The following is a 22,427-nucleotide window of genomic DNA, read 5'->3' as shown; positions in this document are numbered from 1 at the left end:
AGTCAAATATATTATATTATTCTCCAAAAAAATAATTTAAAACATAAAAATATAAAAGATGTTTTATATACCATAAGTCCTAAATATTGACAATATGTCCTTTTATTAGTAATATATAGGATATAAGGGGGGATTATGTGAAGATAAAAGTTGCATTATTAGATAATAACGTAGTATATCTCAATAAAATTTCAAATGCTTTAAAAAGTAATTATGGACAAAAATTAGATTTATATATTTTTACTTCTAAAGAAACTTTATTACAGTCAATTAATTTAAGTGATTTACATGTCTTGATTGTTAATAAACTAATGTTTGATTTTCAAGAAATAGCAGATATTAAAATTGCTAAAGGATATTTTAGTGAATCAAAAGAAATAAGTGAAATCAATAATTTTAAAGCTATTAATAAATTTCAAAAAATAAATGATTTTTTAGAGGAAATATTAAATTTGTATGAGGAATGTTTTGAAAGAATAAGTATAAATAAAACAAATTCCAATCAGGCTAAAATAATAAGTTATACATCATTTAGTGGGGGTACAGGAACTTCAACGATTGCTATTAGTGAAGCTATTTCTAAAACTAAAAAGGGATTTAAAGTCTTATATTTGAATTTAGAATATTTTGATAGTACTGATGTTTATTTTAAAAACCATCAAGATACAAGTTTTAGTAATGTCGTATTCTTATTAAAAAAAGATGATATGAATTTAGCTTCAAAACTAGAAAAAAATTTATCTAAAGATGATAATGGAGTGTTTTATTATTCTTCGCCGATTATTTTATTGGATAAATTAGAAATAAATAATATAGATGATATTAATAAATTGATTACTGCGCTTAAACAAATGGAGTTTGATTATATTATTATTGATCGAAATATTGATTTTTCTATAGTTGAAAAAACTATCTTTGATTTAAGCGATAGTTTAAGGTTTGTTGTAGATGGCACTAAAATAGGTAATTATAAGTTTTTAAAATTGATTAATTCATTATCTTTAGTAGACAAAAGAGAAAATAGTAGTATATGTCAAAAAATTGGGATTATTTATAATAAGATGAGTTCGTCTTTTAATAATACTATTCAAAATAAAGAAATACCAGTTCTAGCTATAGTAAATAAATATAATGCATCTGATGATAAGATGTTGATTGATGAAATAGTATCTAAAAATGTTTTAACTAATTTATAGATATATGGATGAAGAATATAAAAATGAAGTAATAGCAAGAACTAAAGATATTTTATTAAAAGAGTATTCACTTAATGAATTTACAGATGATTTATTACAAGAAAAGATTAGTGAGATTATCTTACAAATTACAAAGGGAGTATATATATCAATTAAAGAACAAGTAGATTTGATAAATCGTGTTTATAGTTCAATTAGGGGACTAGATATTTTAGACTCTATTATTAATGATGACAATATTACTGAAATAATGATAAATGGACATGAAAATATTTTTATCGAAAAAAGTGGGAAATTGACAAAGCTGGCAGAAAAGTTTGAATCAGAGGAACGGCTAGAAGATATAATTCAAAAAATTGTAGGATTAGCAGGAAGAGAGGTAAATCAGGCAAATCCGATTGTAGATACACGTTTACCTAATGGCTCACGTGTTAATGTTGTTTTACCACCAATCTCATTAAATGGCCCAATTGTTACAATTCGTAAATTTTCTAAAACACCAATGACAATGGAACAATTAATTAAATTTGGTTCAATTACACCTAAAATAGCAGAGATTTTAAAATGTTTAGTGAAAGCTAAATACAATATTTTTGTTTCTGGAGGAACAGGATCAGGGAAGACAACTTTTTTAAATGCTTTATCCAATTATATTCCCAAAGAAGAAAGAATTATAACTATTGAAGATTCAGCTGAATTACAGCTTGTAGGAATTGAAAATTTAGTCAGTTTGGAAACTAGAAATGCTAATACGACAGGCGCAGGAGCTATAAGTATTAGAGATTTAATAAAATCATCGTTAAGAATGCGTCCAGAAAGAATAATAGTTGGGGAAGTAAGAGGGGGTGAAGCATTAGATATGCTTCAAGCCATGAATACAGGTCATGATGGTTCTTTATCTACAGGTCATGCTAATTCCACTAAAGATATGTTAAGTCGTTTAGAAACAATGGTTTTAACAGGTTCAGAGGGATTGCCATTAGAGGCAGTAAGACAGCAAATTGCTTCATCTTTAGATATTATTATTCATTTATCAAGATTGCGAGATCATTCAAGAAAGACTATGGAAATAAGTGAAGTATTAGGATATGAAAATGGAGAAATAATTCTTAATCCAATTTATCAATTTATTGAAGATGAAAATACTACATTGGAAAAGGTATCAGGAAGCTTATCAAGAACCTCTAATGAATTTAAAAATACGTATAAATTAAAATTAGCAGGATTTAATATCGAAATTTAGAGGAAAAGAACAATGTTTAAAAAAGAAAAATATGAATTAATTGAGGGAATTTATACTGATGCAATAGATTATGATTATATCAATATTGGTATTAAAGAAAAGCTTATTGGTTTTTTTATTGGCTTTATAATTGCTTTTCTAGCAATTCAGATATTCTTTGGGATTGTTATTATCAGTTTTGTTATTGCAATATTTTTTGGCTTTAAAGCAATACCAGTATACAGAAAATATCTTATTGATAAAAGAAAGAAAAAATTGTTATTGGAATTTAGGGATTTATTGGATTCATTAAATAATTCATTAGCAGCAGGAGATAACGTTAATGATGCATTTAATAATGCTTTAGAAGATATGATTAGTCAACATGGTGAAAATGCGTATATAACTAAGGAAGTTAATATTATTATAGGTGGTTTATACAATAATATTGTAATTGAAAATTTATTAATGAATTTTGCTGATAGAAGTCATTTAGAGGATATAAAGGATTTTTGTGATACCTTTTGTACTTGTATTAGATTAGGTGGAAATTTAAAAGTAATTATTAATGATTGTAAAGAAATAATTACTCAAAAAATTGATATTGAATTAGAGATCAACACAATTATTGCTGGTAATAAAAATCAGTTAAATATAATTATTTTAATGCCGTTTATTATTATTGCAATGATGCAGACAATGGGGTTTGATGCTATTATGGCACTTAATTTTACAACTATTACTACTAAAATAATTGCACTGATAATTTTTATTCTTGCATATCGATTAGGATTAAAAATTATCAAGATAGAGGTATAAAATGACATTAAGAATAAAAATTGTAATATTAATAATAGGTTTGTTATTTACTTTATTTTGGCTTTATTTAATGATTGTTTCTAAAGAAAAATATGAAGAACAAATTGCAGATATTGATAGTGATGAATATTTTTTACCAGGATTGTTTCAAATCGGTTTTTGTGCAATTGAGAAATTTAATTTAGATTTACATAACTCTTATTTTCAAAAGAAATTAAAAAACTTAATTGAAATTAAAGGACAAGAAGATGCAGAATATTTTTTATATGTTAATGTTGCAGGGCAAATTTCATATGTTCTTACAATTATTCCAATAGGTATGATGTTTGCACTAATAGTAGATAGTATTGAGATTGTTGTTTTGTCTTTTGTATGTGGATTAATACTAGCATATTACATTGATTATACAGTTTTACAAGCAGTAAATAATCGTCATGAAAATTTATTAAAAGATTTACCTACAGTATTATCTAAGATGGCTTTATTAATCAATACTGGGCTTATTTTAAAAGAGGCATGGGCAAAAATAGCTTTTAATAGTAATCATGAACTTTATTTAGAAATGCAGAAAGCTGAAGACGAAATGAATAATGGATTTTCAACCCATGAAGCTTTGATGAATTTTTCAAAGCAATGTAATGTAAAGGAAATTAAAAAATTTATTTCTGTTATTGAACAAAATTTAGAAAAAGGAAGTGGCGAACTAGCGAAATCATTAAGAGAGTTATCAGAAGAAAGCTGGAATGAAAAAAAACAGCGCACTATTCAAAAAGGAGCAGCTGCTGATTCAAAATTACTGATTCCAACTGGAATAATTTTTATGGGAATTTTAATTGTAATTATAGTTCCATTGTTTACAAATATGTTTTAGAAAAGGAGAAAGAGAAAATGTTAGCATACTTACAAGTGAAAAAATTTTTATTAAAAGAAAGATTAAATGATTTTTTAAATGAAGAAAGAGGGGCAGCTGATATTGTAGCAGTAATTTTAATTGTTGTTATTGCAGTAGCAATAGCATGGTTATTTAAAGATAGGATTATGGAGTTGATTAATAATTTATTCGATCAAATTGGGGATACTAGTGGATTAGGTTCACACGGGTAGGTTCATGTTGGACAGGTAAATATTTATAGGTGAGCTTTTATGAAAGTAGTTGAACAATTAAAAAAAGAAAAAGGAGCAGCTACAATCGTAGAAGCTTCTATTATAATGCCGATTGTTTTTATTATTGTATGTTTTTTATTTATCATGGGCTATTATCAACTAGAATTGGCAACTCTACAATCTCGAGCAGATCGTGTAGCTGATGTTGCAAGTAGGATAATGATACAATCTGGTTATCCTAAATATGGAGAAATTGAAACTAATAAAATTGATTTTGAAGGGGTAAATAGTTTTGATGCTGGATTAATTAAAGAAATTTATCATGATTTAAATCCATATCGTTATTGGGGAATAGGAGAACGAAAATTTGATGGTGTGGCTAGTACCAAATTAAAAAGGGTAATGGATGTTAAAGCTTATTTTGATATTAATTCTAGTATAACAAATGTTGAAATTAAATCTAAATCAAACATATTATCTAATAAAGTTGAAGTTATTGTTAATAGCAAAGTTAAATTACCACGTTTCTTTAATTTTTTAGGTTTACCGACTGAGATAAATAAACAATTTAGTACAGTAGCTTTTGTTAGTGATAGTTCTGAATTTCTTAGAAATACTGATATTGTATTTGATTTAGGAGAATATTTAGCCAAAAAATGTAAAATATCAGATAATGCAAAAGATGTAATAAACAAAATCACAAAACAATTTTCATTTTTAAAATTTAAATAAGGGAGGTGAAAAATACGTGGATTTTTTACTCAAAAAATGTCGAGGTGGAGTAACTGTATTTTTAATTATTATCATGCTGCCCTCATTTGTATTTGGCGGTTATGTATTTGATGCTGCTAGATTAGATGCTGCTAAAACAATAGTTACTAGTTCAGGTGATCTAGTTTTTAATGCTTTATTATCTGAATTTCATGATGAACTTTATGATAATTATGGTTTGTTAGCTACTCAAGATGATCCAAATAGTTTTGTAAATCAGGCAGAAATGTATTTTAATAATAATTTAGAAAGTTCTTCAATGATTCAAGGTAGTGATGCCATATCACTAAATATTATTAATAGTTTTAAAAATTTTATGAATGATTCTAATACACAGCAATTTGATAATCTAGTAAAAATAAGTGCTATAAATAATTTAAGTATTGCTGGTGCAAACGAATCACAAATAACAAATCCTGATGTAATGAAAAATCAAATCATTGAATATATGAAATATCGGGGACCTGTTAGTCTTGCAACAGGATTAATTACTAAATTAAAAACATTAGGTGATGTTGATAAACAAGCTGAAGCAGTAAATAAAAAAATTGAATATGAAGACAAGATATCAGAGATAGGAAAGAAATGTCAAGAAGCATATGATACGATAAATGAATATAATGATTTACTTGGAACATCAATTGATGATATGTTGAATACTTTAAGAGATATAAATGGTTCTCAAATAGATTATATTTGTAAAGTTTTAAGTCTTCATAATAAAAAAGATAATATAGTTAATAAATATAAAAAAGCTAAATTAAGTGATAATGATAAAAAGAAATTAACGAAGTATTCTCAAGAGGATTTATATAGTTATATAGAAAAATATCTTGATGATTCAAATCAAAAAGAGAGTAGTGATTTAAAGAAAATTAAAAGTGCTTTAACAAATGCATTAGCATTAAAAAATGTAAATTCTGATGATTATCCAGAAACAATATATAATGCGGTTAAAGCTTTAGAAGAAAAATATCCTTCATATAATAAGTTATATTATTACTGTAAACAATATTGTGATAATTATGACAAAGAAATGAAAGAAAAATATAAAGATAAAAATTATGTAGAAAGTGAAGAGGACAAGAAATATAAGGAAAAGTATGAGAAGATAAAAAGTTTTAAGCAAAATTTTGAGGATAAAAATGCTATTATTTATCAAGTTCAAAATAATAATAAGATTACTGATTATTCATCTAAGATAAATGAAAAGTTTGAAGTTGTTTCAAAAGCTGTTAGGGCAATAGAAGGACAGCTTACTATTATTAAATCTAAATTAAATGGGATAGATAAAAAATTAAATGCTGTAAAAAAGGCAATTGATAAAGCTGAATCAGCAAAGAAAAATTATAAAAATGCTATTGATGATTTAGCTCAAAGTGAATACAAAGCATCAATGAAAGCAGAGTTTGAAAGTAGTGCTAGAGATTTAGATAAAAATAAATTAAAAACTTTGCAAAACACAGTAACTGAATATAAGGAATATATTGATAGTTTTATAAAATCATTTAGAGATGATAAGAATGTTGGAACACTTTATGGTAAAAAGCTATACAAGTCATTAAAGACTAAAAATTTTGACATTGAACCTAATACAGAAAAAGAAAAAATTAAAGAAAATTTTTCTGAATATAAAACAAGTGGTTTTTCTGGAACAAAACCAATAGTAATTGATGAAGAAGATAAATTCTATAAGTATTTAAAGAGTATTTGTAAAAATATTACTGGTGATGAAAGTAAGAAAGACAAGCTGGATCATGTTTTAAGCAGTGCTAAACCATCAGCAGAAAATAAGTCGCTTAGTAATGCTGATAGTTCAATCAGCTCTGCTAGTGGTTATATAGAAAAAACTGATAGTAGTGAAAAGGTTAATAATTTTGAATCAGGTAAATATGATAAAAATAAAACAGCTGAAAAATTTATGAATTATTTTAATAGTATGGGCTCATTTTTAAAATCAATTACAAATCTTAGATATATTTTTGATGGTGAAAATAGTCGAGATACTTTATATATATCAGAATACATGACAGAAATGTTTAGTCATTATACAAGTGAATCAGGTGAAAATGATGTTACTTTAGCTGGTAAAAGCACAAGTACTAATCCGTTTTATCAAAGTGAAGTTGAATATATTCTATGTGGAATGGATACCCCACAAGCAAATATTGAGGCAATGAAGTCTAAACTATATACAACGAGATTTGTACTTAATTTATTATATGCTATGACTGATACTCAAATTACTTCTACTGCAAGAACTACGGCAGCTAGTATTGCAGGCTCTATGCCTTTTATGATACCAGTGATAAAAACGATTATAGTTTGCGGCTTTGCATTAGGTGAAAGTACGATTGATGTTAAAGCATTAATGGATGGTAAAGATGTTGCTTTTATAAAAACCAAGGATACTTTTGTATTTAAACCTAATAGATTTATTGAAGAGGTCGTAAATTTTGCAGAAGAAGAAGTAACAAATGCAGTAGTTGGTGGAATAGATGGTATTACTGATAAAATTTTAGGAATCACTGATAATGCAATTAACAGTGTTAATGATAATTTAAATGAGTATATTAACAAAGTTAGTAGCGATATGGTTCAAAATATTGAAAGTATAATTTCTTCAGCTATATTTGAAAAGGCAGAACAAATTATTTGTAATGATCTGGAATTATCAGAAACAGATATAGAACAGGAATTAAAAAGTATTTTAAATAAAATTAAGAATAATAGTTTTGGTGGAAAAATCAGTGAACAGATTAAAAATAAAATTTTTGAGTTGATCCCTATTAAAAATATTGCAAAAGAAATATTAAATTTAAAAAATAAATATATTAATGAAAAAATTGGATTGACCAAAGTGTTAGAAGAAATGAATAAAAATTTAGAGTTGGAAATTATTGATATTCATGGGAAGATTAATTCTTTAGTTAATGAAAGTATATCAGGAGTAGGCAATGAATTAAAGAATAGTATACAAGAAATTGCTGGTAATTATAGTGAGGATTTGAAATCAGAAGCAACAGAAGAAATAAATAAAACTTTTGATAAATTTAATCAATCAATTTCATCAAATACTACTGATACATCAGAAAAAGGGAATAGTTCAGCTGGCGCAGGTTTTACAATGAATTATAAAGAATATTTGAAATTATTTGTTTTATTACAAAATTTTGATAATAGTAATAAGAACTCTCAACGTGATGCGATGTTACAACGAACTGCTAATTTAATTGGGATTAATCTGAAAAGTAAAGATAAAAATATTGATCTTTCAAAGATGTATACAATTATTACAATTAATGGGGATGTTGATGTAGAAACAACATTTTTAGATATACCAATTATTGAAAATGAAAAAGGACAAAAAGATTTTGATTTTAGAAGTATAAATAAAAAATCAAGAAAATTAAATTATGAAAGTGTACGAGGATATTAAGATGAAAAAGAGGTTTAAGTTATTAATTTGTTTAAGCTGTTTATTAATGTTTACAGCTTGTAGTAGTGATGATAAAGAAACTGCTGATAATAAAAATAATGAAACTGAGGAAATAAAAGATACTGATAAAAAAGATAGTACTAAAATTAGTAGTAAATATTTTAAAGGGTATGAAGAAGAATATGTGTTGAGGGCAAGTAGGTATAAGATGAAATTACCTATTGATTATGAAAACACTAATAGTAGTATACGCTCAAATTCTGTCAAAATGATTACTAAAGATGGCGAGAAATTAGGAACGTTAATTACAATAACAAAAATTAATGAGGAATTAAATCCTAATTTTATGATAACTGACATTCGTGAAGACTTAAAAAACGATCGAAGTTCAAATTTGCGATTAATATATCCAAATGGTGGAGATGTTGTTTATAATGATCAATTTGAAGAAACAACAGTGGGAGATAAAAAAGCATTACTAGATAAGGGAGTAGCTGTTGATTCAGGTGGTGAAGTATGTAAGTATGCTGTATATCACTTATTTTTAGATGATGAAAATAAGATACCATGTGAATTCTTTGTAGGTTCAACAGAAATAGAACCTGATGAATTAGCAAAAATAGCTGAAGAGATGATTGGAATGATCGAAGAGAATGATTAAATAAGTGGGGAAAAAGTGGATGAAGACTAGAAGGGAATTAGGTTCAGTTACAATTGAAGCAACTATTGCTTTAACAATCTTTATGTTTGCTTTTCTAGGAATTACTTCGCTTTCAACATTGGTTAGAGCAGAAAGTAAAGTTCAATATGCATTGAATCAAACCGCTAAAGAACTATCTCAATACATGTATATTTTTCATCGTGGAGATACCATAGAAAATCCAACTAAACCAGTTGATGAGTTGATTAAAGAAACTGGGGATTTTACAAATATGATAAAAAACGCATCTAAGGATGTAACTTCTAGTGGCAGTTTGTTTTCTAAAGACCAGACAGTTAGTGATTTAAAAGAAACAATTAGTACAGTTAAAGATGATGCTCAAAGTATTTTAGAAGCTGGAAAATCATTAGCTAATAAATATAAATCTGTAGCTGAAGATCCTACAGAAGTATTAAATGCAATTTATTCTATTATTAAAGGAGAAATTAAAAATACTGTTAACTCTAAAATAATTGCTCCTGTTGTAGCCAATATTCTGATGCCTAAATATTTAGAATCAGGTGATAAAAGTGCTGATGAGTTTTTAAGAGATATGGGTGTAGAAAATGGTATGAGTGGTTTAAATTTTTCCCTTTCAAGTATTATGGAAGATGGTAGAACTATTAATTTAACTGCAATTTATACTGTTGATTATAAAATACCTTTAATTGGTGATCGTAAGTTTACATTTAAACAAACAGCTAGTACAGCTGCCTGGTCAAAAGAAACAAAACTAGAAGAAGTAAAATCAAATATATGGGACAAACCACAATTACAAAGAGGAAAAGAAATAGTTAGAAAAATTAAAGACGAAAATTCAGCTTTAGCTGTAAATACAAATAAAACACATGGTTTTGATTTATATGATAAAAATACTAATACATTTACTCAAATTATTTCTATAAATACAAATGATCCTTCTTATGTTGTAAATGGTGAAGGAAATAGTATTTCATTAAATGAAGTTAATTTTAAAAAACGACTGAAAGATGAAGCAAAATCATTAGTTGATTATATGGAAAAAACCGAAACAGTAAATATGGAAAACGGGAAGGTTTTAAATATAGATAGTAAAAATAAAAATGGTGTAATTGATATTTATATTCCTAAAGATAGTAAATTTATCAAAGAAGCTCAAAAATATGCTAATGAAGTTGCAAAGGAATATGAAGGAATAACAATAAGAGTTAATTATTATGAAGAATAGGTAGGATAAAAATGATGAGATTGTTAATTTTTATATTAGTTATGTTGTTTTTATATATATTTTCTTCAAGTTATCTCCAATATGATGAATTAAAGGATAAATTTAATTTTAATATTAAAGATTGTTTTAAAATAAGTAAACAAAATATTTTGTTAGCTGTTCAAATATTGTTATTAGGGATATTTGGATATTGTATGTTTGTGGATTTAGACTTAGATTTTATCGGTTTATATAAATATTTGATTGTTATAACGATTATATTTGTTGCTGTTTGTATTGATGTTAAAAAGCAAATTATTCCTAATATGTTATGTATTATTCTATTAATAGTAGTTGCTTTATTTGATTGCTATCAAATACTTTTACAAATTGATAATGCAAAAGCATTTGCTTTATCATTTCTAATTGGTGGAGGAGCAGCATTTATTATTTTCTTTATCTCCATGCTCGTTTCTCGTGGGGGAATAGGAGCAGGTGATGTTAAATTAATTACAATTATTGGATTATGTGTGGGTAGTGCAAATATTTTAAATGTAATCTTTTATACATTATTAGCATCATTTGTATATTCTATTGTAATGTTGATACTAAGAAAGGTTAAGCTTAAGGATTTTATTGCGATGGCACCATTTATTTATATTGGAATGCTGGTAAATTTTATCATTAACTTAATGTAGGGGGAAAATCATGAATAAGGATATGAGATATATTACAATTTTAATAATTGGAATATCTTTAATTGGAACAATCAGTTTTGTAAACAACTTTGATAATATTGATACAGCATTTAATGAAAATGTAACTCTTGGCGATAAAGCATATAAAAAAGAAATATATATTGATGCAATAGAATACTATGGTGAAGCTTCAAAAAGTAATCCCTCTAATATAGATGTAAAAATAAAACTTGCTGATTCTTATCTTAAATTAGGAAATAATAGTCAGTTTGAATCAATTTTAAAAAATATTATAAATTCTAATGAAGAAAATGAAACAGCATATTTAAAGTTAGCTCAATATTATGAAAGAAACGGAAATTTTCAACAAGCATATAAAACAATTTTAGATGCTAAAGGAGTAATAAATAGCAAAAAAATAAATACTCTTTTTGAATCATATAAATCATTTTATCAAGTGGTTGGGGCATATGTAGAAGATGTAACTCAATGGCGTGGTGGTTATTTACCAATTAGAAAAGGAGAAACCTGGGGCTTGATGAATAATACTGGCAGCATAATAGTAGACAGTATTTATAAAGAGATAGGATGCTTTAGTTATGAAGAAAGAGTAACTCCTGTTTTTGATGGGAGTTTGTGGCATTACATAGATGAAAGTGGCTATAAAAAACTAGTAGGGGATCATGTATATAGTTATTTAGGTAATTTTACAAGTGGATATGCTCCTGCTTGTTATAACGATAAATATGGCTGGATAGACCGTAGTTTTAATGAATATAGGATGGAATATGATTATACCACACCATTTTGCAATGGTGTAGCAGCTGTTAAAAGAGGTGAAAAGTGGGCTTTGGTTAATGAAGAACTAAAGCAGATTACAAAGTTTAAGTTTGATGAAATAGTATTAGATGAAAATGGTTTTTGTGCTAATACAAAAAGTATTTTTGTAAAAGAAAAGGGAAAGTATTATTTGATTGGTATTGATGGTAAAAGAATTGGAAAATTAAAATTTGATGATGTTAGAGCATTTAATGGAAATCAATATGCAGCAGTGAAAAAAGGGGATAAATGGGGATATATTGATACTGCTGGGAAATTAGCAATTAAATATCAGTATGAAGATGCTCGTTCTTTTGCAAATGGTGTTGCAGGTTATAAAGATAATGGTGTTTGGGGAGTAATTGATCAAAATAATGATGTTATTTTAGAACCAATGTTTGATGATGTTAAAACAATGAATAGTAATGGCATTTTAATTATTAAAAATGGAGAAATTTGGCAGTGTATCCAATTGTATGCGTTTATGAATTATGACTAGGAGGGATTAGATGATTAATACAAGAAATAAGTTAAATGTTAATTGTAATTTTTTAGAATATGAAATTAATATTGATGATAGTATTGATTTCTTTTGTGAAGGGATGATAAAGAATAATCATATAAAAGGAATTTTACCAATTTCATTTCAACAAGTAGATACAAATAGATATTATAGTTTTGATGTTTCAGGATTGATTTCTTTAGATGAAATATTGAATAATCCTGTTGATAAAAAACAATTAATCAATATTTTAATTAGTATTATAGATACATTAGAAATTGCTGGTGAATACATGATTGAAGAAAAGTATTTTCTTTTAAACATCAATAATGTATATGTGGATAGAAAAAGTGATGAAGCATATTTAGTTTGTTTACCAATAGAAAATACAGAAGATATCATGAATTTCGATGAATTTCTAAAATATGTTTTAGTTATGGCTAAATATGTAAATGAAGCAGATACAGATTTTCAAATAAAAATATTTAATTTTTTAAATAGTAATTATAATTGTTCATTAAAAGATATCAAATCATTATTATTAAGCTTAAAAAATAATTATTACAACAAACCAAATCCAGTACCAAAAGAAATCAAGCTAAGTCAACCAATTAAAGAAATTAGACCTAGAGAAGTAACTATTCCTGCATATCAAGAAATATTACCAAAACCAAGTATTCCTATATATCAAGAAATACCAAGAAAAGAACAAAAACCAATTGCGGTTAAGAAAAATATGGAAGTAGAAACCTTTCAAAGTAAAAGAACTGATGGAATACCCACATTAAAAAGAAATAAAACTATAAATGTTGATAAAGATAGTATAAAGAAAAAAAAGAAAGAAAAATCTTTCTCAAAAAATAAATCTAAAAAAAGTTCTATACCAACTTTATCAAAACGAAAAGAAGCAAAAATTAATAATGATAAAACAAATAGAAATATAGATTTACCATATGAAAGAAATATTGAACCAGGGAATTTTGCAGGTACAACAGTTTTAGGACAAAATGATGGAACAACAGTATTGTCTGAAGGAACAACAGTTTTATCTGCTAATCAAGCAAATATCAAATATGCAACAATTACTAGGATGATAAATAATCAAAAAATGGAAATAAACAAAATGATTTTTAATATTGGTAAAGATGAGCAGTTTAATGATTTTGTAATTAATGACAACACAGCAGTAAGTAGAAAACACGCAGAAATTCATTATGAAAATGGCAAATATTTTATTTTAGACTTAAATTCTACTAATAAAACGATAGTAGATGGAACTATAGTTAGACCTGGATATAAATTAGAATTATTTTCAGGTAGTAGAATAAAGATTGCTGATGAAGATTTTATATTTGAAATATAAGGAGAAATAGTTATGGATAATTTTGTAAGAACAGGTTTTATGGAGGCGGTTAGCTATATTTTTTCACATTTTTTGGAATATTTTAAATTATTTTTAATGACAATACTAAATATATTTATTATTTATTTGCTTAGTAAAATTCCTTATCTTGGTTTTATTATAGCTTTTATATTAAATATTATAACGATTGCTTTTATACCTTATGGTGTTACATTAATTGTTTGTGATATTAAGATAGACTTTAGTATTTATCAAAAGTTTTTCAATTTTTTAAGGATTGCTTCAATGAAAGAAGTAATCAAACAATATCTCAAATTAATTTTAGTATTTGTATTAATAATTTTAGCAGTTGTTTTTGTATCAGGAACAATCATACATGAAAATGGTAATTCTTTAAGTAGTTTGTGGATTATAATGTTAATAGCAATATTAACAGTTCCTATATTTGGTATCGTGAGTGTAAAAATGATGACAACATTGCAGTTAAAACTAATAAGTACGATTTATGAAGATGATGATTTAGAATTTTATCATAATGAAGCAGGTAAATATAATTGTATATTTTTATGGAAGTTTGTGCCAATTATTAATCTTATTAGTTCATATGTAATATGTACAGTATTTGCAAGAGATATAAAAAGATATTTTGATTTATAGTATTTTTATTTAATTAAAATTAGGACTTGTGGTATATGCTTAGTTACGATTAGTCCTGGAGGGAATATGAAATTTATATATGATTATTATAGTGATGTAGGAATTGAAAAGCAAATAAATGAAGATAGTTTATTAATTAAATGTGCTAATACTACAAAAGGAAGAATTATTTTAGCATTAGTATGTGATGGAATGGGTGGTTTATCTAGTGGTGAGATAGCTAGTGCGACAGTAATTAAATTTTTTTCTAACTGGTTTGATAATGATTTACAAGTATTTTTAAAAGATAAACAGTTTACCTTGAAGAGTTTACAAAATGTTATCAATAGTGTTTTAAAAGAGCTTAATCAGCGAATTTTGTCATATGGTTATCAAAATAGGATAAACTTAGGAACAACAGCAACAGGAATAATTATTTTAAATAACCAATATTTTATTTTTCATGTCGGAGATACTAGAATTTATCAAATAAATAATGAAATAACACAAATAACAGAGGATCAAACATGGATTAATGAAGTTGTTAAAAAAAATGTTATTAGTGAAGAAGAAGCAAATAAAGATCCACGAAAAAATGCTTTGTTACAATGTATAGGAGCTTCTAAAACAGTAATTCCCGTTTTCTATTATGGTGAAACTAAACCTGGTGATATTTATTTAATTTGTTCAGATGGGTTTAGACATATGATTAGTAAAGATGAGTTATTTGAGCAATTTAATAGTTCATTTTTATTAACTAAAAAATATATTAAAGAAAAATTATTTGATTTTGTTGAATTAAATAAAAAAAGAAATGAAACAGATAATATTACAGCATTGTTACTTCAATGTTATAGGGAGGAATAACTTTGGCTAAAATAGGAAGTTTTATAGATAATAAATATGAAATATTAAAAAAGATTGGTCAAGGCGGGATGTCAGTTGTTTATTTAGCGATGGATAAACGTTTAAATAAACAATGGGCAGTAAAGGAATTACAGAAATATACAAAAAATGCTAATAATGAAGTTGTTATTCAAAGTGCTATTGCTGAAGCGAATATGATAAAAAAACTAGATCACCCAGCATTACCAAGGATTGTTGATATTATTGAAGAAGATAAAGTAATTTATGTTGTAATGGATTATATTGAAGGTGAAACATTAGAGTATGTAGTGAATAATCAGGGTGCTCAAAGTCAAGATTTAGTTATTGATTGGGCAAAACAGCTAACAGAGGTGCTTCATTATTTACATACAAGAACACCAGCAATAATTTATCGTGATATGAAGCCAAGTAATGTAATGTTAAAGCCAGATGGAAATATTAAAGTTATAGATTTTGGGATTGCTAGAGAATATAAAGAAAGTAACTTAAATGATACTACATATTTAGGAACTAGGGGTTATGCAGCTCCTGAACAATTTGGTGGTAAAGGACAAACTGATGCTCGTACTGATATATATTGTTTAGGGATGACTTTGTATCATCTGATTACTGGAAAAAATCCGATGGAACCACCTTATGAAATATATCCAATTAGATATTGGAATCCTTCATTATCAGGAGGGTTAGAAAATATTATTGAAAAATGTGTTCAATTAAATCCAAAAGATCGCTATCAGTCGTGTGCTGAATTATTATATGCCTTAGAACATTACGAAGAAGAGGATGATGCTTTTAAAACAGCTCAAAAGAAAAAACTAAATAAATTTATAATGGCTAGTATTTCTACAATGATATTTTTAAGTGCTGGCTTAGGAAGTATATTTGCTAAAAACAGCCTAAATAAATCAGATTATAACAATAATTTATTACAAGCAGAAAAAGCTACTAATGGTACAGATAAACGTAATCATTGTATTAAAGCAATAAGTATTTTACCACAAAATAGTGAAGCTTATGAAAAATTGATTGAAACATATAAAGATAATAATATTTTTAGTGTTGAAGAAGCAATAGAATTTAAAGAACAGGTTGTTCAATATTTACCAGATCTTCAAAAATCTCGTGATTATGGGCAAGTGGCTTATGATATAGGGCGGTTATATTGGTATTATTATGAATATGGTGATAATGATCCTGAAAATACCCAAATAACTAAAATGATTAATTCAATTACCTGGTTTAATGATGCTGTTAATAATAGTTCTAAAGACGATGATTATCATGATACAGCTTTGATTTATAAAAAGATTGGTACTTTTTATAAGGAGTTACAAACTAGAGTAAATGAAGGTGCTTCAGTAAAAGGATTATATAAATCGTATTTTGAAGATTTAGTGGAACTTGTTGAGATTGTTAGTGATAAAAAAGAAAGTGAAATTGTAAAATTAGAAACATATAAGTTAGTATTTAATTCTTTTGAAAATTATGGATATGATTTTAAAGCTGATGATATAAAAAAGGATCAAGTAATTGCTTTGTTTAATAATGTAAAAAAAGAAGTTGAAACAATAAAAACTTCTTCAACTAAAACTACAGCCATGAAAGATTATGTAAATAGTCGTAAAGAAGCAGTTGATAAAGCAATTGAAAATGCATATTTATTTAAAGAAATGGAGGTAGATTAATGCAAGCATCTACATTTCAAATCATTGCAATAATTTGTTTTGTTCTAGCAGCAATCTCATTTCTAATAACAATATATTTATTTTTTCATTATGATATAAAGAAGATCTATAACTTTTTAACAGGTAAAACTGCTTTAAATGAAATAAAACAAATTAGTAAAGAGAGTAATACTCATAAGAAAAATAATTTTACAGTTATAAAAGATAAAAATAAAACCAAAGAAATAACAGATGATTTTAATAATCATTCAATAAATGAAAATACTATGATTTTAACTGGAAATGAAACAACAGTTTTAGATAATTCAATAAATGAAGAAATTAATTTTGTTTTAGAAGATGAAATAATTGTAATTCATACTAATAAAATAATTAAGGAGGTAGTGTAATGAAAAATATAAAAAAATTTTTAGTGATCATGTTAGTAGTTACAAATATATTTTTTAGTACAGGATTTATTAATGTAATAAAACAAGAAACAGATTTAGAAATAGGTGATATTGAACCAAAAGTAAGTATTGAAGATAATAGGTTAATTGTAACTATTGGTGAAGAGATAAAAGATGTTGAATATGCATTAGTTTTAAAAGATAGTGAAGATGAAATCAATTATCAAGAAGCTAATGAATTTGATGTTGAAAAGGGTAAAGATTATATTTTATTTGTCAAGATAGCAGATAATGATCCGATCCAATTAGAGGTGGATACAATTTCTCCTAAGCTTGATAATTTAAAGATAAAATATGATAGATATAATGAAGAGAAAAGATATTATGAATATGTTAATGTATCATTTAATATTAGTGACGACACATGTAAATATGAAGTTTTAAATTCATTAGATAAGAGGATTATTGAAAGTAATATTACTAGTAATAGAGTAAGTTTTAATTTAGAGACTAATGATAACTATATTATAAAAATATTTGATAAATTTAATAATACTTCTAGTGTTGATATTAATATTTCAGGGATTAAACAAAGTATTCCTGAAATAGCATGTAATATTGAACCAGTTGGTAATTCATACAGTGAAAATTCTAGTGTATGGGCTAAAGAATTTAGGATTACATTAAATTGTGATAACTCAGAAGATTATGCATTTTCACTTGTTAAAAAAGATAGTCCTGATTTTTTTAACGAAGAAGAAAAATCCTTTACAATTACAGAAAATGGTACATATATTTATAAAATAATAAATAAGAAAAGTGGAGTTATGTCTATTAGTGAAGAATTGGTGATAGATAAAATTGACAATGAAATACCACAATTTGATAAAGATAATCCTTTTACATTTTCTGAAGACAGAAATACGATAACAATTAATGCAAGTGATGATGGTTGTGGTATTGGACATTATGAATTGACATATATTGATGATAATGGTGAAAATAAATCTATAATATCTGATGTTAATGTGTTTAATGATGTGCCTAGAAAAGAATTTAAAATAAAAGTAGTTGATCATTTAAATAATGAAAGCGAATTAATTATTGATAATGAACGACCAATTATTAGTGAAATAAATTTAAATTATTTAGAATCTGTTACTAATTCAGAAAATAAGGAATATGGTAAAAGTGCAAAGGTAGCAGTCAATGCTAGCGATAAACAAGGTGATAAATTGGTTTATGCTTGGTATGAAGAAGATAATATTGTAGATGATCCTAATGATTTAACATTTGTTGAAGATAATATTTTTGAGTTTGAAAGTAATGGCTTATATTATTTTTTTGCCAAAGATACAAATGGTAATATTAGTGAAGCTAAAGAATTAAATATAAATAATATAGATAAAGTTGTACCTGAGATTAATGGTATTGAAATAATTAATAATTATAAAGAAAATGAAAAATACTCTAATGCAACTGTTGGTTTTACAATAAAGGTAAAAGCAAGTGATGCTGGTGTTGGAGATATGAGCTTTGCTATATATAAAGAAGGTGAAACACCAATTTATACAAATATAAAGGGCGAAGAATCAGAATTTGGAAAAACAGTTACAGAAAATGGGATATATCATATTGCAGTAATAGATGCATTAGGAAATGCAACTACTAAGGATGTGGAAATTAATTATATTGATGATCATAAACCAACTGTAAAGGATGCAGTTTTAGAAACAGATGGAGTTTATTTTGATAAATTTGGTACATATACAAATTCAAATATTACTATTTCAATTCCAATAACAGATGATGTAACTGATTTAAGTGCTGTGTCTATAAATGATGCTTCTGGAATTAAAGATGCAATTTTAGAAATTAAAGATGGTAATAATGTAATTTCTAGTGTTGAAGGTGAAAAATCAAAAGATGAAGATATTTATACATTTGAAATTAATAAAAGAGATGTTTTTTTCACAATGTCTTTAAGTGTAACTGATCAAGTAGGTAATATTGAAGAGATAGAAGCTTTAGAATATTTATGTGGTGAAGAAAAATTAAAACTACCAATATTAATTGAATCTAATGAGCCTAAATGTGAATTAAGTGTCAATGAAAATGATATTATTAAATATGATGGTAAAATGTGGTTTACTGATGATATAGATATAAATTATAGTGTAAGTGATTTGATTGAGAAAAAAGGCGAAAATGTAGCTGGAATAAAAGAAATTTGTATTGAGGTAAATGGTAAAGAATATCAAAAATGGGCATATTTTGATGAAAAGGTTAATGAAATTAATGAGATTATAAGTACTATTATGTTGTCAAGATGTCATAATGCAAATTCAGGTGAATTAGTAATTAAAATTAAAGCTATTGATAAGGCAGGAAATTCATCAGAATCAGAACCTTTAACATTATATCGGGATTCTCGTGCTCCTGAAATCAAAGATGTTAGAATTGAAACTGCTTCAAATTTATTAGATAAAATAGTATCATTTTTTGCACCAGATAAATTTTTTGGATCAAATGATGAAAAAATAAATTTAAAAGTTGAATTAAATGATACATATCAATGTAATTCAAGTTCAGGTATTAATAGTGATAAAACAAAGTTAAATATTGTTGTTGATGGAAAAAAAGAACGTATTATTAAACCTATGTCAGTAGAAGATAATATTTATACTTTTGAAATTAGTGATTTGGAAGATAAATTTTTTGAGGTATATATAGAAACTGAAGATAATTTAGGACAAAAGATTAGTTTGGATGAATTTGGTCAAAAGATTGTTAAGGCAAATGAAGAAGAATTTGAAAAAATAATTTTAGATATAAAAAATCCAGTAATCAGTGATATGGAAATTAATGGAGATACAAAAACGATTGATGATAAAATATGGATAAATAAAGATGTCCTAGTTAAATGGGAAATTAGTGATATTGTTGAAGATAAAGATTGTTCAGGATTATCATCTATTAGTGTTAAAGTAAATGATATAGAAATTGAAAATCAGGATTTTTCACAAAATAAAAAAGATGAAGTGAGTGTTGAATTTAATACTAATATATTACAAAGTAATGATGATGGAAGTATTGTTATTAGAATAATTGCTATAGATAATACTGGTAATAGAGATGAAAAAACACATGTGATTTATCGTGATTTGGATCGTCCAGAATTGACTGTAGAATATGATAATAATACACCAGATAGTGTTTTTAATGAGTTTTATAAAGAAGATAGGATATTAACATTAAAAATTAAAGAAATGAATTTTGATCCTAGTTTAATAAATGTAATGATTAGTAAAAATGGTTCATTTATGAATCCAAATTTACAATGGCAATTAGTTTCAGGAATTAGTGGAACAATTAATGCTGTTTATCAAACAAAATTAATGTTTAATGAAGATGCTGATTATGAAATATATGTTAGTGGTAAAGATATGTTAGATTTTGATTTAAATAATTTTTATGATAAATTTGTATTAGATAAAACAAAACCAACTTTAAATGTTTCATATGATAATAATAATGCAAAAAATAATAATTATTTCAATCAATCAAGAACAGCAACAATTACAATAGATGAACATAATTTTGATTCTAGTCGAGTTAAAATCATTGGTAGTGCTATAGATGGAGGAACTACTAAAACATTCCCAGCTAATAATGGTTGGACTAGAAATGGTGATAGTAATATAACTGTTATTAAATATAATGAAGATGCATTGTATACTTTTGATATTGAATATGTTGATAAAGCAGGAAATATTATGGATAATTACAATAAAGAAGAATTCTTTATTGATAAAACAGTACCAGAACTTATTATAAGTGGTGTTGAAGCATATTCAGCAAATGCTAAAAAAGTTATGCCAGTTGTTTCAGCAAAGGATACAAATTATGATGCTAATGAATTAAGTATTAGTCTGACTGGAGATCATCGAGGATCTATTGATATTGAAGGAACAAAATCACCCCAATCAAATGGTGAGGTGTTTGCTTTTAATGACATGAAATATGAAAAAGAAAATGATGATGTTTATACTATTCATGCTATGTTAAATGACAAAGCTGGTAATAAGTCAGAAGCTAATATTGTGTATTCTGTTAATCGTTTTGGATCAACATATATGTTTTCAGATTCATTGTCTAAAATGGTAAACAAACAGTATAATAAAAAAGGTCAAGAAGTAATATTTAATGAATTAAATGTAAATCAATTAGTTGAATCATTTGTTAAATTAAGTATTAATGGTCAAATTAGAGAATTAAGAAAAGATATTGATTATTCAGTTACAGAAACAAGAGAAAAAGCATGGTACAATTATACATATAAATTAAAATCATCACTTTTTGAAAAAGATGGAATTTATAGAATAATAATAACTTCTAAAGATGCTGCTGGAAATATTAATGAAAATATTATTGAAGATAAACAAGCAAGTATTAATTTTGTTATTGATAAAACTGCACCAGCTATAGCAATAAATAATCTAAAATCTAATAATATTTATGATGAAGCTATAAAAAAGGTAGAAATATCAGTTGAAGATAATCTAATGTTAGATAGTACAGAAGTTTTATTAAATGATAAAAAGATTGAGGTACAAAGTATTGATGAAAATAATTTAGTATGTTCAGTTCCAGAAAAAAACACTGTACAAAACTTAAAAGTTATTGTCTTAGATAAAGCTGGAAATAAAAGTGTTAAAGAAGTTAATAATTTTACTGTTTCTAGTAATATTTTTGTACGTTGGTATTTGAATAAACCTTTATTTATTGGTAGTTTAGCAATAATTTGTTTTGTTATTTCGATTATTGTTTTGATGTATTTGAAAAGAAATAAAGTAACAGAAAATTAAAATAATCATGTGAAAATGTTTAGAATTGGTAAATGATTTTTACTTGATAATAAATAATTAAGAAGGGATTTAAAAAAAATCTCTTTTTATATGAATCTAAAATAAGTTGATTATTTATATTGATGATATGATTGATTTTGTT

17 protein-coding genes are annotated in these 22,427 nt (G+C 25.7%); all 17 read left to right on the top strand.

What is annotated here, in order from left to right; translation table 11 throughout:
* Window positions 1-137: 137 nt before the first annotated feature.
* The 17 genes from BMW96_RS05085 to BMW96_RS05005 all read left to right on the top strand — a co-directional run bounded on the left by BMW96_RS05085 (window position 138) and on the right by BMW96_RS05005 (window position 22,285).
* Window positions 138-1,196 carry an AAA family ATPase gene (locus BMW96_RS05085; RefSeq protein WP_092353170.1) on the top strand — a complete coding sequence of 353 codons (1,059 nt, stop codon included), beginning with the start codon at window positions 138-140 and terminating at the stop codon, window positions 1,194-1,196.
* A 4-nt stretch (window positions 1,197-1,200) separates the two neighbouring features.
* Window positions 1,201-2,439 (top strand): CpaF family protein, encoded by a 1,239-nt coding sequence (locus tag BMW96_RS05080; RefSeq protein ID WP_092353167.1) that lies wholly within the window; start codon window positions 1,201-1,203, stop codon window positions 2,437-2,439.
* 12 nt (window positions 2,440-2,451) lie between these two features.
* Entirely contained in the window at window positions 2,452-3,237 is a 786-nt protein-coding gene (locus tag BMW96_RS05075) for a type II secretion system F family protein (RefSeq protein ID WP_092353165.1), read from the top strand.
* A gap of 1 nt (window position 3,238) precedes the next feature.
* A complete protein-coding gene (locus BMW96_RS05070; RefSeq protein ID WP_092353163.1) occupies window positions 3,239-4,108 on the top strand; it encodes a type II secretion system F family protein in 870 nt (289 codons plus the stop codon).
* Between the two features lie 17 nt (window positions 4,109-4,125).
* Window positions 4,126-4,341 (top strand): Flp1 family type IVb pilin, encoded by a 216-nt coding sequence (locus BMW96_RS05065; protein ID WP_092353161.1) that lies wholly within the window; start codon window positions 4,126-4,128, stop codon window positions 4,339-4,341.
* A 39-nt stretch (window positions 4,342-4,380) separates the two neighbouring features.
* Window positions 4,381-5,073: a TadE/TadG family type IV pilus assembly protein gene (locus tag BMW96_RS05060; protein ID WP_092353159.1), complete on the top strand. Its 693-nt coding sequence runs from the start codon at window positions 4,381-4,383 to the stop codon at window positions 5,071-5,073.
* Between the two features lie 16 nt (window positions 5,074-5,089).
* Window positions 5,090-8,551: a DUF5702 domain-containing protein gene (locus BMW96_RS05055; RefSeq protein ID WP_092353157.1), complete on the top strand. Its 3,462-nt coding sequence runs from the start codon at window positions 5,090-5,092 to the stop codon at window positions 8,549-8,551.
* 1 nt (window position 8,552) lies between these two features.
* Window positions 8,553-9,212 (top strand): hypothetical protein, encoded by a 660-nt coding sequence (locus BMW96_RS05050; RefSeq protein WP_092353155.1) that lies wholly within the window; start codon window positions 8,553-8,555, stop codon window positions 9,210-9,212.
* Between the two features lie 19 nt (window positions 9,213-9,231).
* Window positions 9,232-10,458 carry a TadE/TadG family type IV pilus assembly protein gene (locus BMW96_RS05045; RefSeq protein WP_092353153.1) on the top strand — a complete coding sequence of 409 codons (1,227 nt, stop codon included), beginning with the start codon at window positions 9,232-9,234 and terminating at the stop codon, window positions 10,456-10,458.
* A gap of 14 nt (window positions 10,459-10,472) precedes the next feature.
* Window positions 10,473-11,135, top strand: coding sequence for a prepilin peptidase (locus BMW96_RS05040; RefSeq protein ID WP_157796061.1), 663 nt, complete (start codon window positions 10,473-10,475; stop codon window positions 11,133-11,135).
* Between the two features lie 10 nt (window positions 11,136-11,145).
* Window positions 11,146-12,453, top strand: coding sequence for a WG repeat-containing protein (locus BMW96_RS05035; protein WP_092353149.1), 1,308 nt, complete (start codon window positions 11,146-11,148; stop codon window positions 12,451-12,453).
* A 10-nt stretch (window positions 12,454-12,463) separates the two neighbouring features.
* The gene (locus tag BMW96_RS05030; RefSeq protein ID WP_092353147.1) at window positions 12,464-13,819 is read left to right on the top strand and encodes a DUF6382 domain-containing protein; all 1,356 of its coding nucleotides are present in this window, start codon (window positions 12,464-12,466) and stop codon (window positions 13,817-13,819) included.
* 12 nt (window positions 13,820-13,831) lie between these two features.
* Window positions 13,832-14,476: a hypothetical protein gene (locus BMW96_RS05025; RefSeq protein WP_092353145.1), complete on the top strand. Its 645-nt coding sequence runs from the start codon at window positions 13,832-13,834 to the stop codon at window positions 14,474-14,476.
* Window positions 14,477-14,542: 66 nt separating this feature from the next.
* Complete coding sequence (locus BMW96_RS05020; protein ID WP_092353143.1) at window positions 14,543-15,322, top strand: PP2C family protein-serine/threonine phosphatase; 780 nt, start codon at window positions 14,543-14,545, stop codon at window positions 15,320-15,322.
* A 2-nt stretch (window positions 15,323-15,324) separates the two neighbouring features.
* Window positions 15,325-17,028 (top strand): serine/threonine-protein kinase, encoded by a 1,704-nt coding sequence (locus BMW96_RS05015; RefSeq protein ID WP_092353141.1) that lies wholly within the window; start codon window positions 15,325-15,327, stop codon window positions 17,026-17,028.
* Complete coding sequence (locus BMW96_RS05010) at window positions 17,028-17,417, top strand: hypothetical protein (RefSeq protein WP_092353139.1); 390 nt, start codon at window positions 17,028-17,030, stop codon at window positions 17,415-17,417. The genes BMW96_RS05015 and BMW96_RS05010 overlap by 1 nt, the downstream gene beginning before the upstream one ends.
* Window positions 17,417-22,285, top strand: coding sequence for an Ig-like domain repeat protein (locus BMW96_RS05005; RefSeq protein ID WP_092353137.1), 4,869 nt, complete (start codon window positions 17,417-17,419; stop codon window positions 22,283-22,285). Before BMW96_RS05010 ends, BMW96_RS05005 begins: the two co-directional genes overlap by 1 nt.
* Window positions 22,286-22,427 lie beyond the last annotated feature (142 nt).

This window comes from Thomasclavelia cocleata, from assembly GCF_900102365.1.
GTDB classification, from domain to species: domain Bacteria; phylum Bacillota_I; class Bacilli_A; order Erysipelotrichales; family Coprobacillaceae; genus Thomasclavelia; species Thomasclavelia cocleata.
This window is presented reverse-complemented; position numbering and strand designations above follow the sequence as displayed.

Coding starts and splice junctions, on each gene's coding strand:
- BMW96_RS05080 (WP_092353167.1), top strand. CDS start 1,201: ATGGATGAAGAATATAAAAATGAAGTAATAGCAAGAACTAAAGATATT.
- BMW96_RS05075 (WP_092353165.1), top strand. CDS start 2,452: ATGTTTAAAAAAGAAAAATATGAATTAATTGAGGGAATTTATACTGAT.
- BMW96_RS05070 (WP_092353163.1), top strand. CDS start 3,239: ATGACATTAAGAATAAAAATTGTAATATTAATAATAGGTTTGTTATTT.
- BMW96_RS05065 (WP_092353161.1), top strand. CDS start 4,126: ATGTTAGCATACTTACAAGTGAAAAAATTTTTATTAAAAGAAAGATTA.
- BMW96_RS05060 (WP_092353159.1), top strand. CDS start 4,381: ATGAAAGTAGTTGAACAATTAAAAAAAGAAAAAGGAGCAGCTACAATC.
- BMW96_RS05050 (WP_092353155.1), top strand. CDS start 8,553: ATGAAAAAGAGGTTTAAGTTATTAATTTGTTTAAGCTGTTTATTAATG.
- BMW96_RS05045 (WP_092353153.1), top strand. CDS start 9,232: ATGAAGACTAGAAGGGAATTAGGTTCAGTTACAATTGAAGCAACTATT.
- BMW96_RS05040 (WP_157796061.1), top strand. CDS start 10,473: ATGAGATTGTTAATTTTTATATTAGTTATGTTGTTTTTATATATATTT.
- BMW96_RS05035 (WP_092353149.1), top strand. CDS start 11,146: ATGAATAAGGATATGAGATATATTACAATTTTAATAATTGGAATATCT.
- BMW96_RS05030 (WP_092353147.1), top strand. CDS start 12,464: ATGATTAATACAAGAAATAAGTTAAATGTTAATTGTAATTTTTTAGAA.
- BMW96_RS05025 (WP_092353145.1), top strand. CDS start 13,832: ATGGATAATTTTGTAAGAACAGGTTTTATGGAGGCGGTTAGCTATATT.
- BMW96_RS05020 (WP_092353143.1), top strand. CDS start 14,543: ATGAAATTTATATATGATTATTATAGTGATGTAGGAATTGAAAAGCAA.
- BMW96_RS05010 (WP_092353139.1), top strand. CDS start 17,028: ATGCAAGCATCTACATTTCAAATCATTGCAATAATTTGTTTTGTTCTA.
- BMW96_RS05005 (WP_092353137.1), top strand. CDS start 17,417: ATGAAAAATATAAAAAAATTTTTAGTGATCATGTTAGTAGTTACAAAT.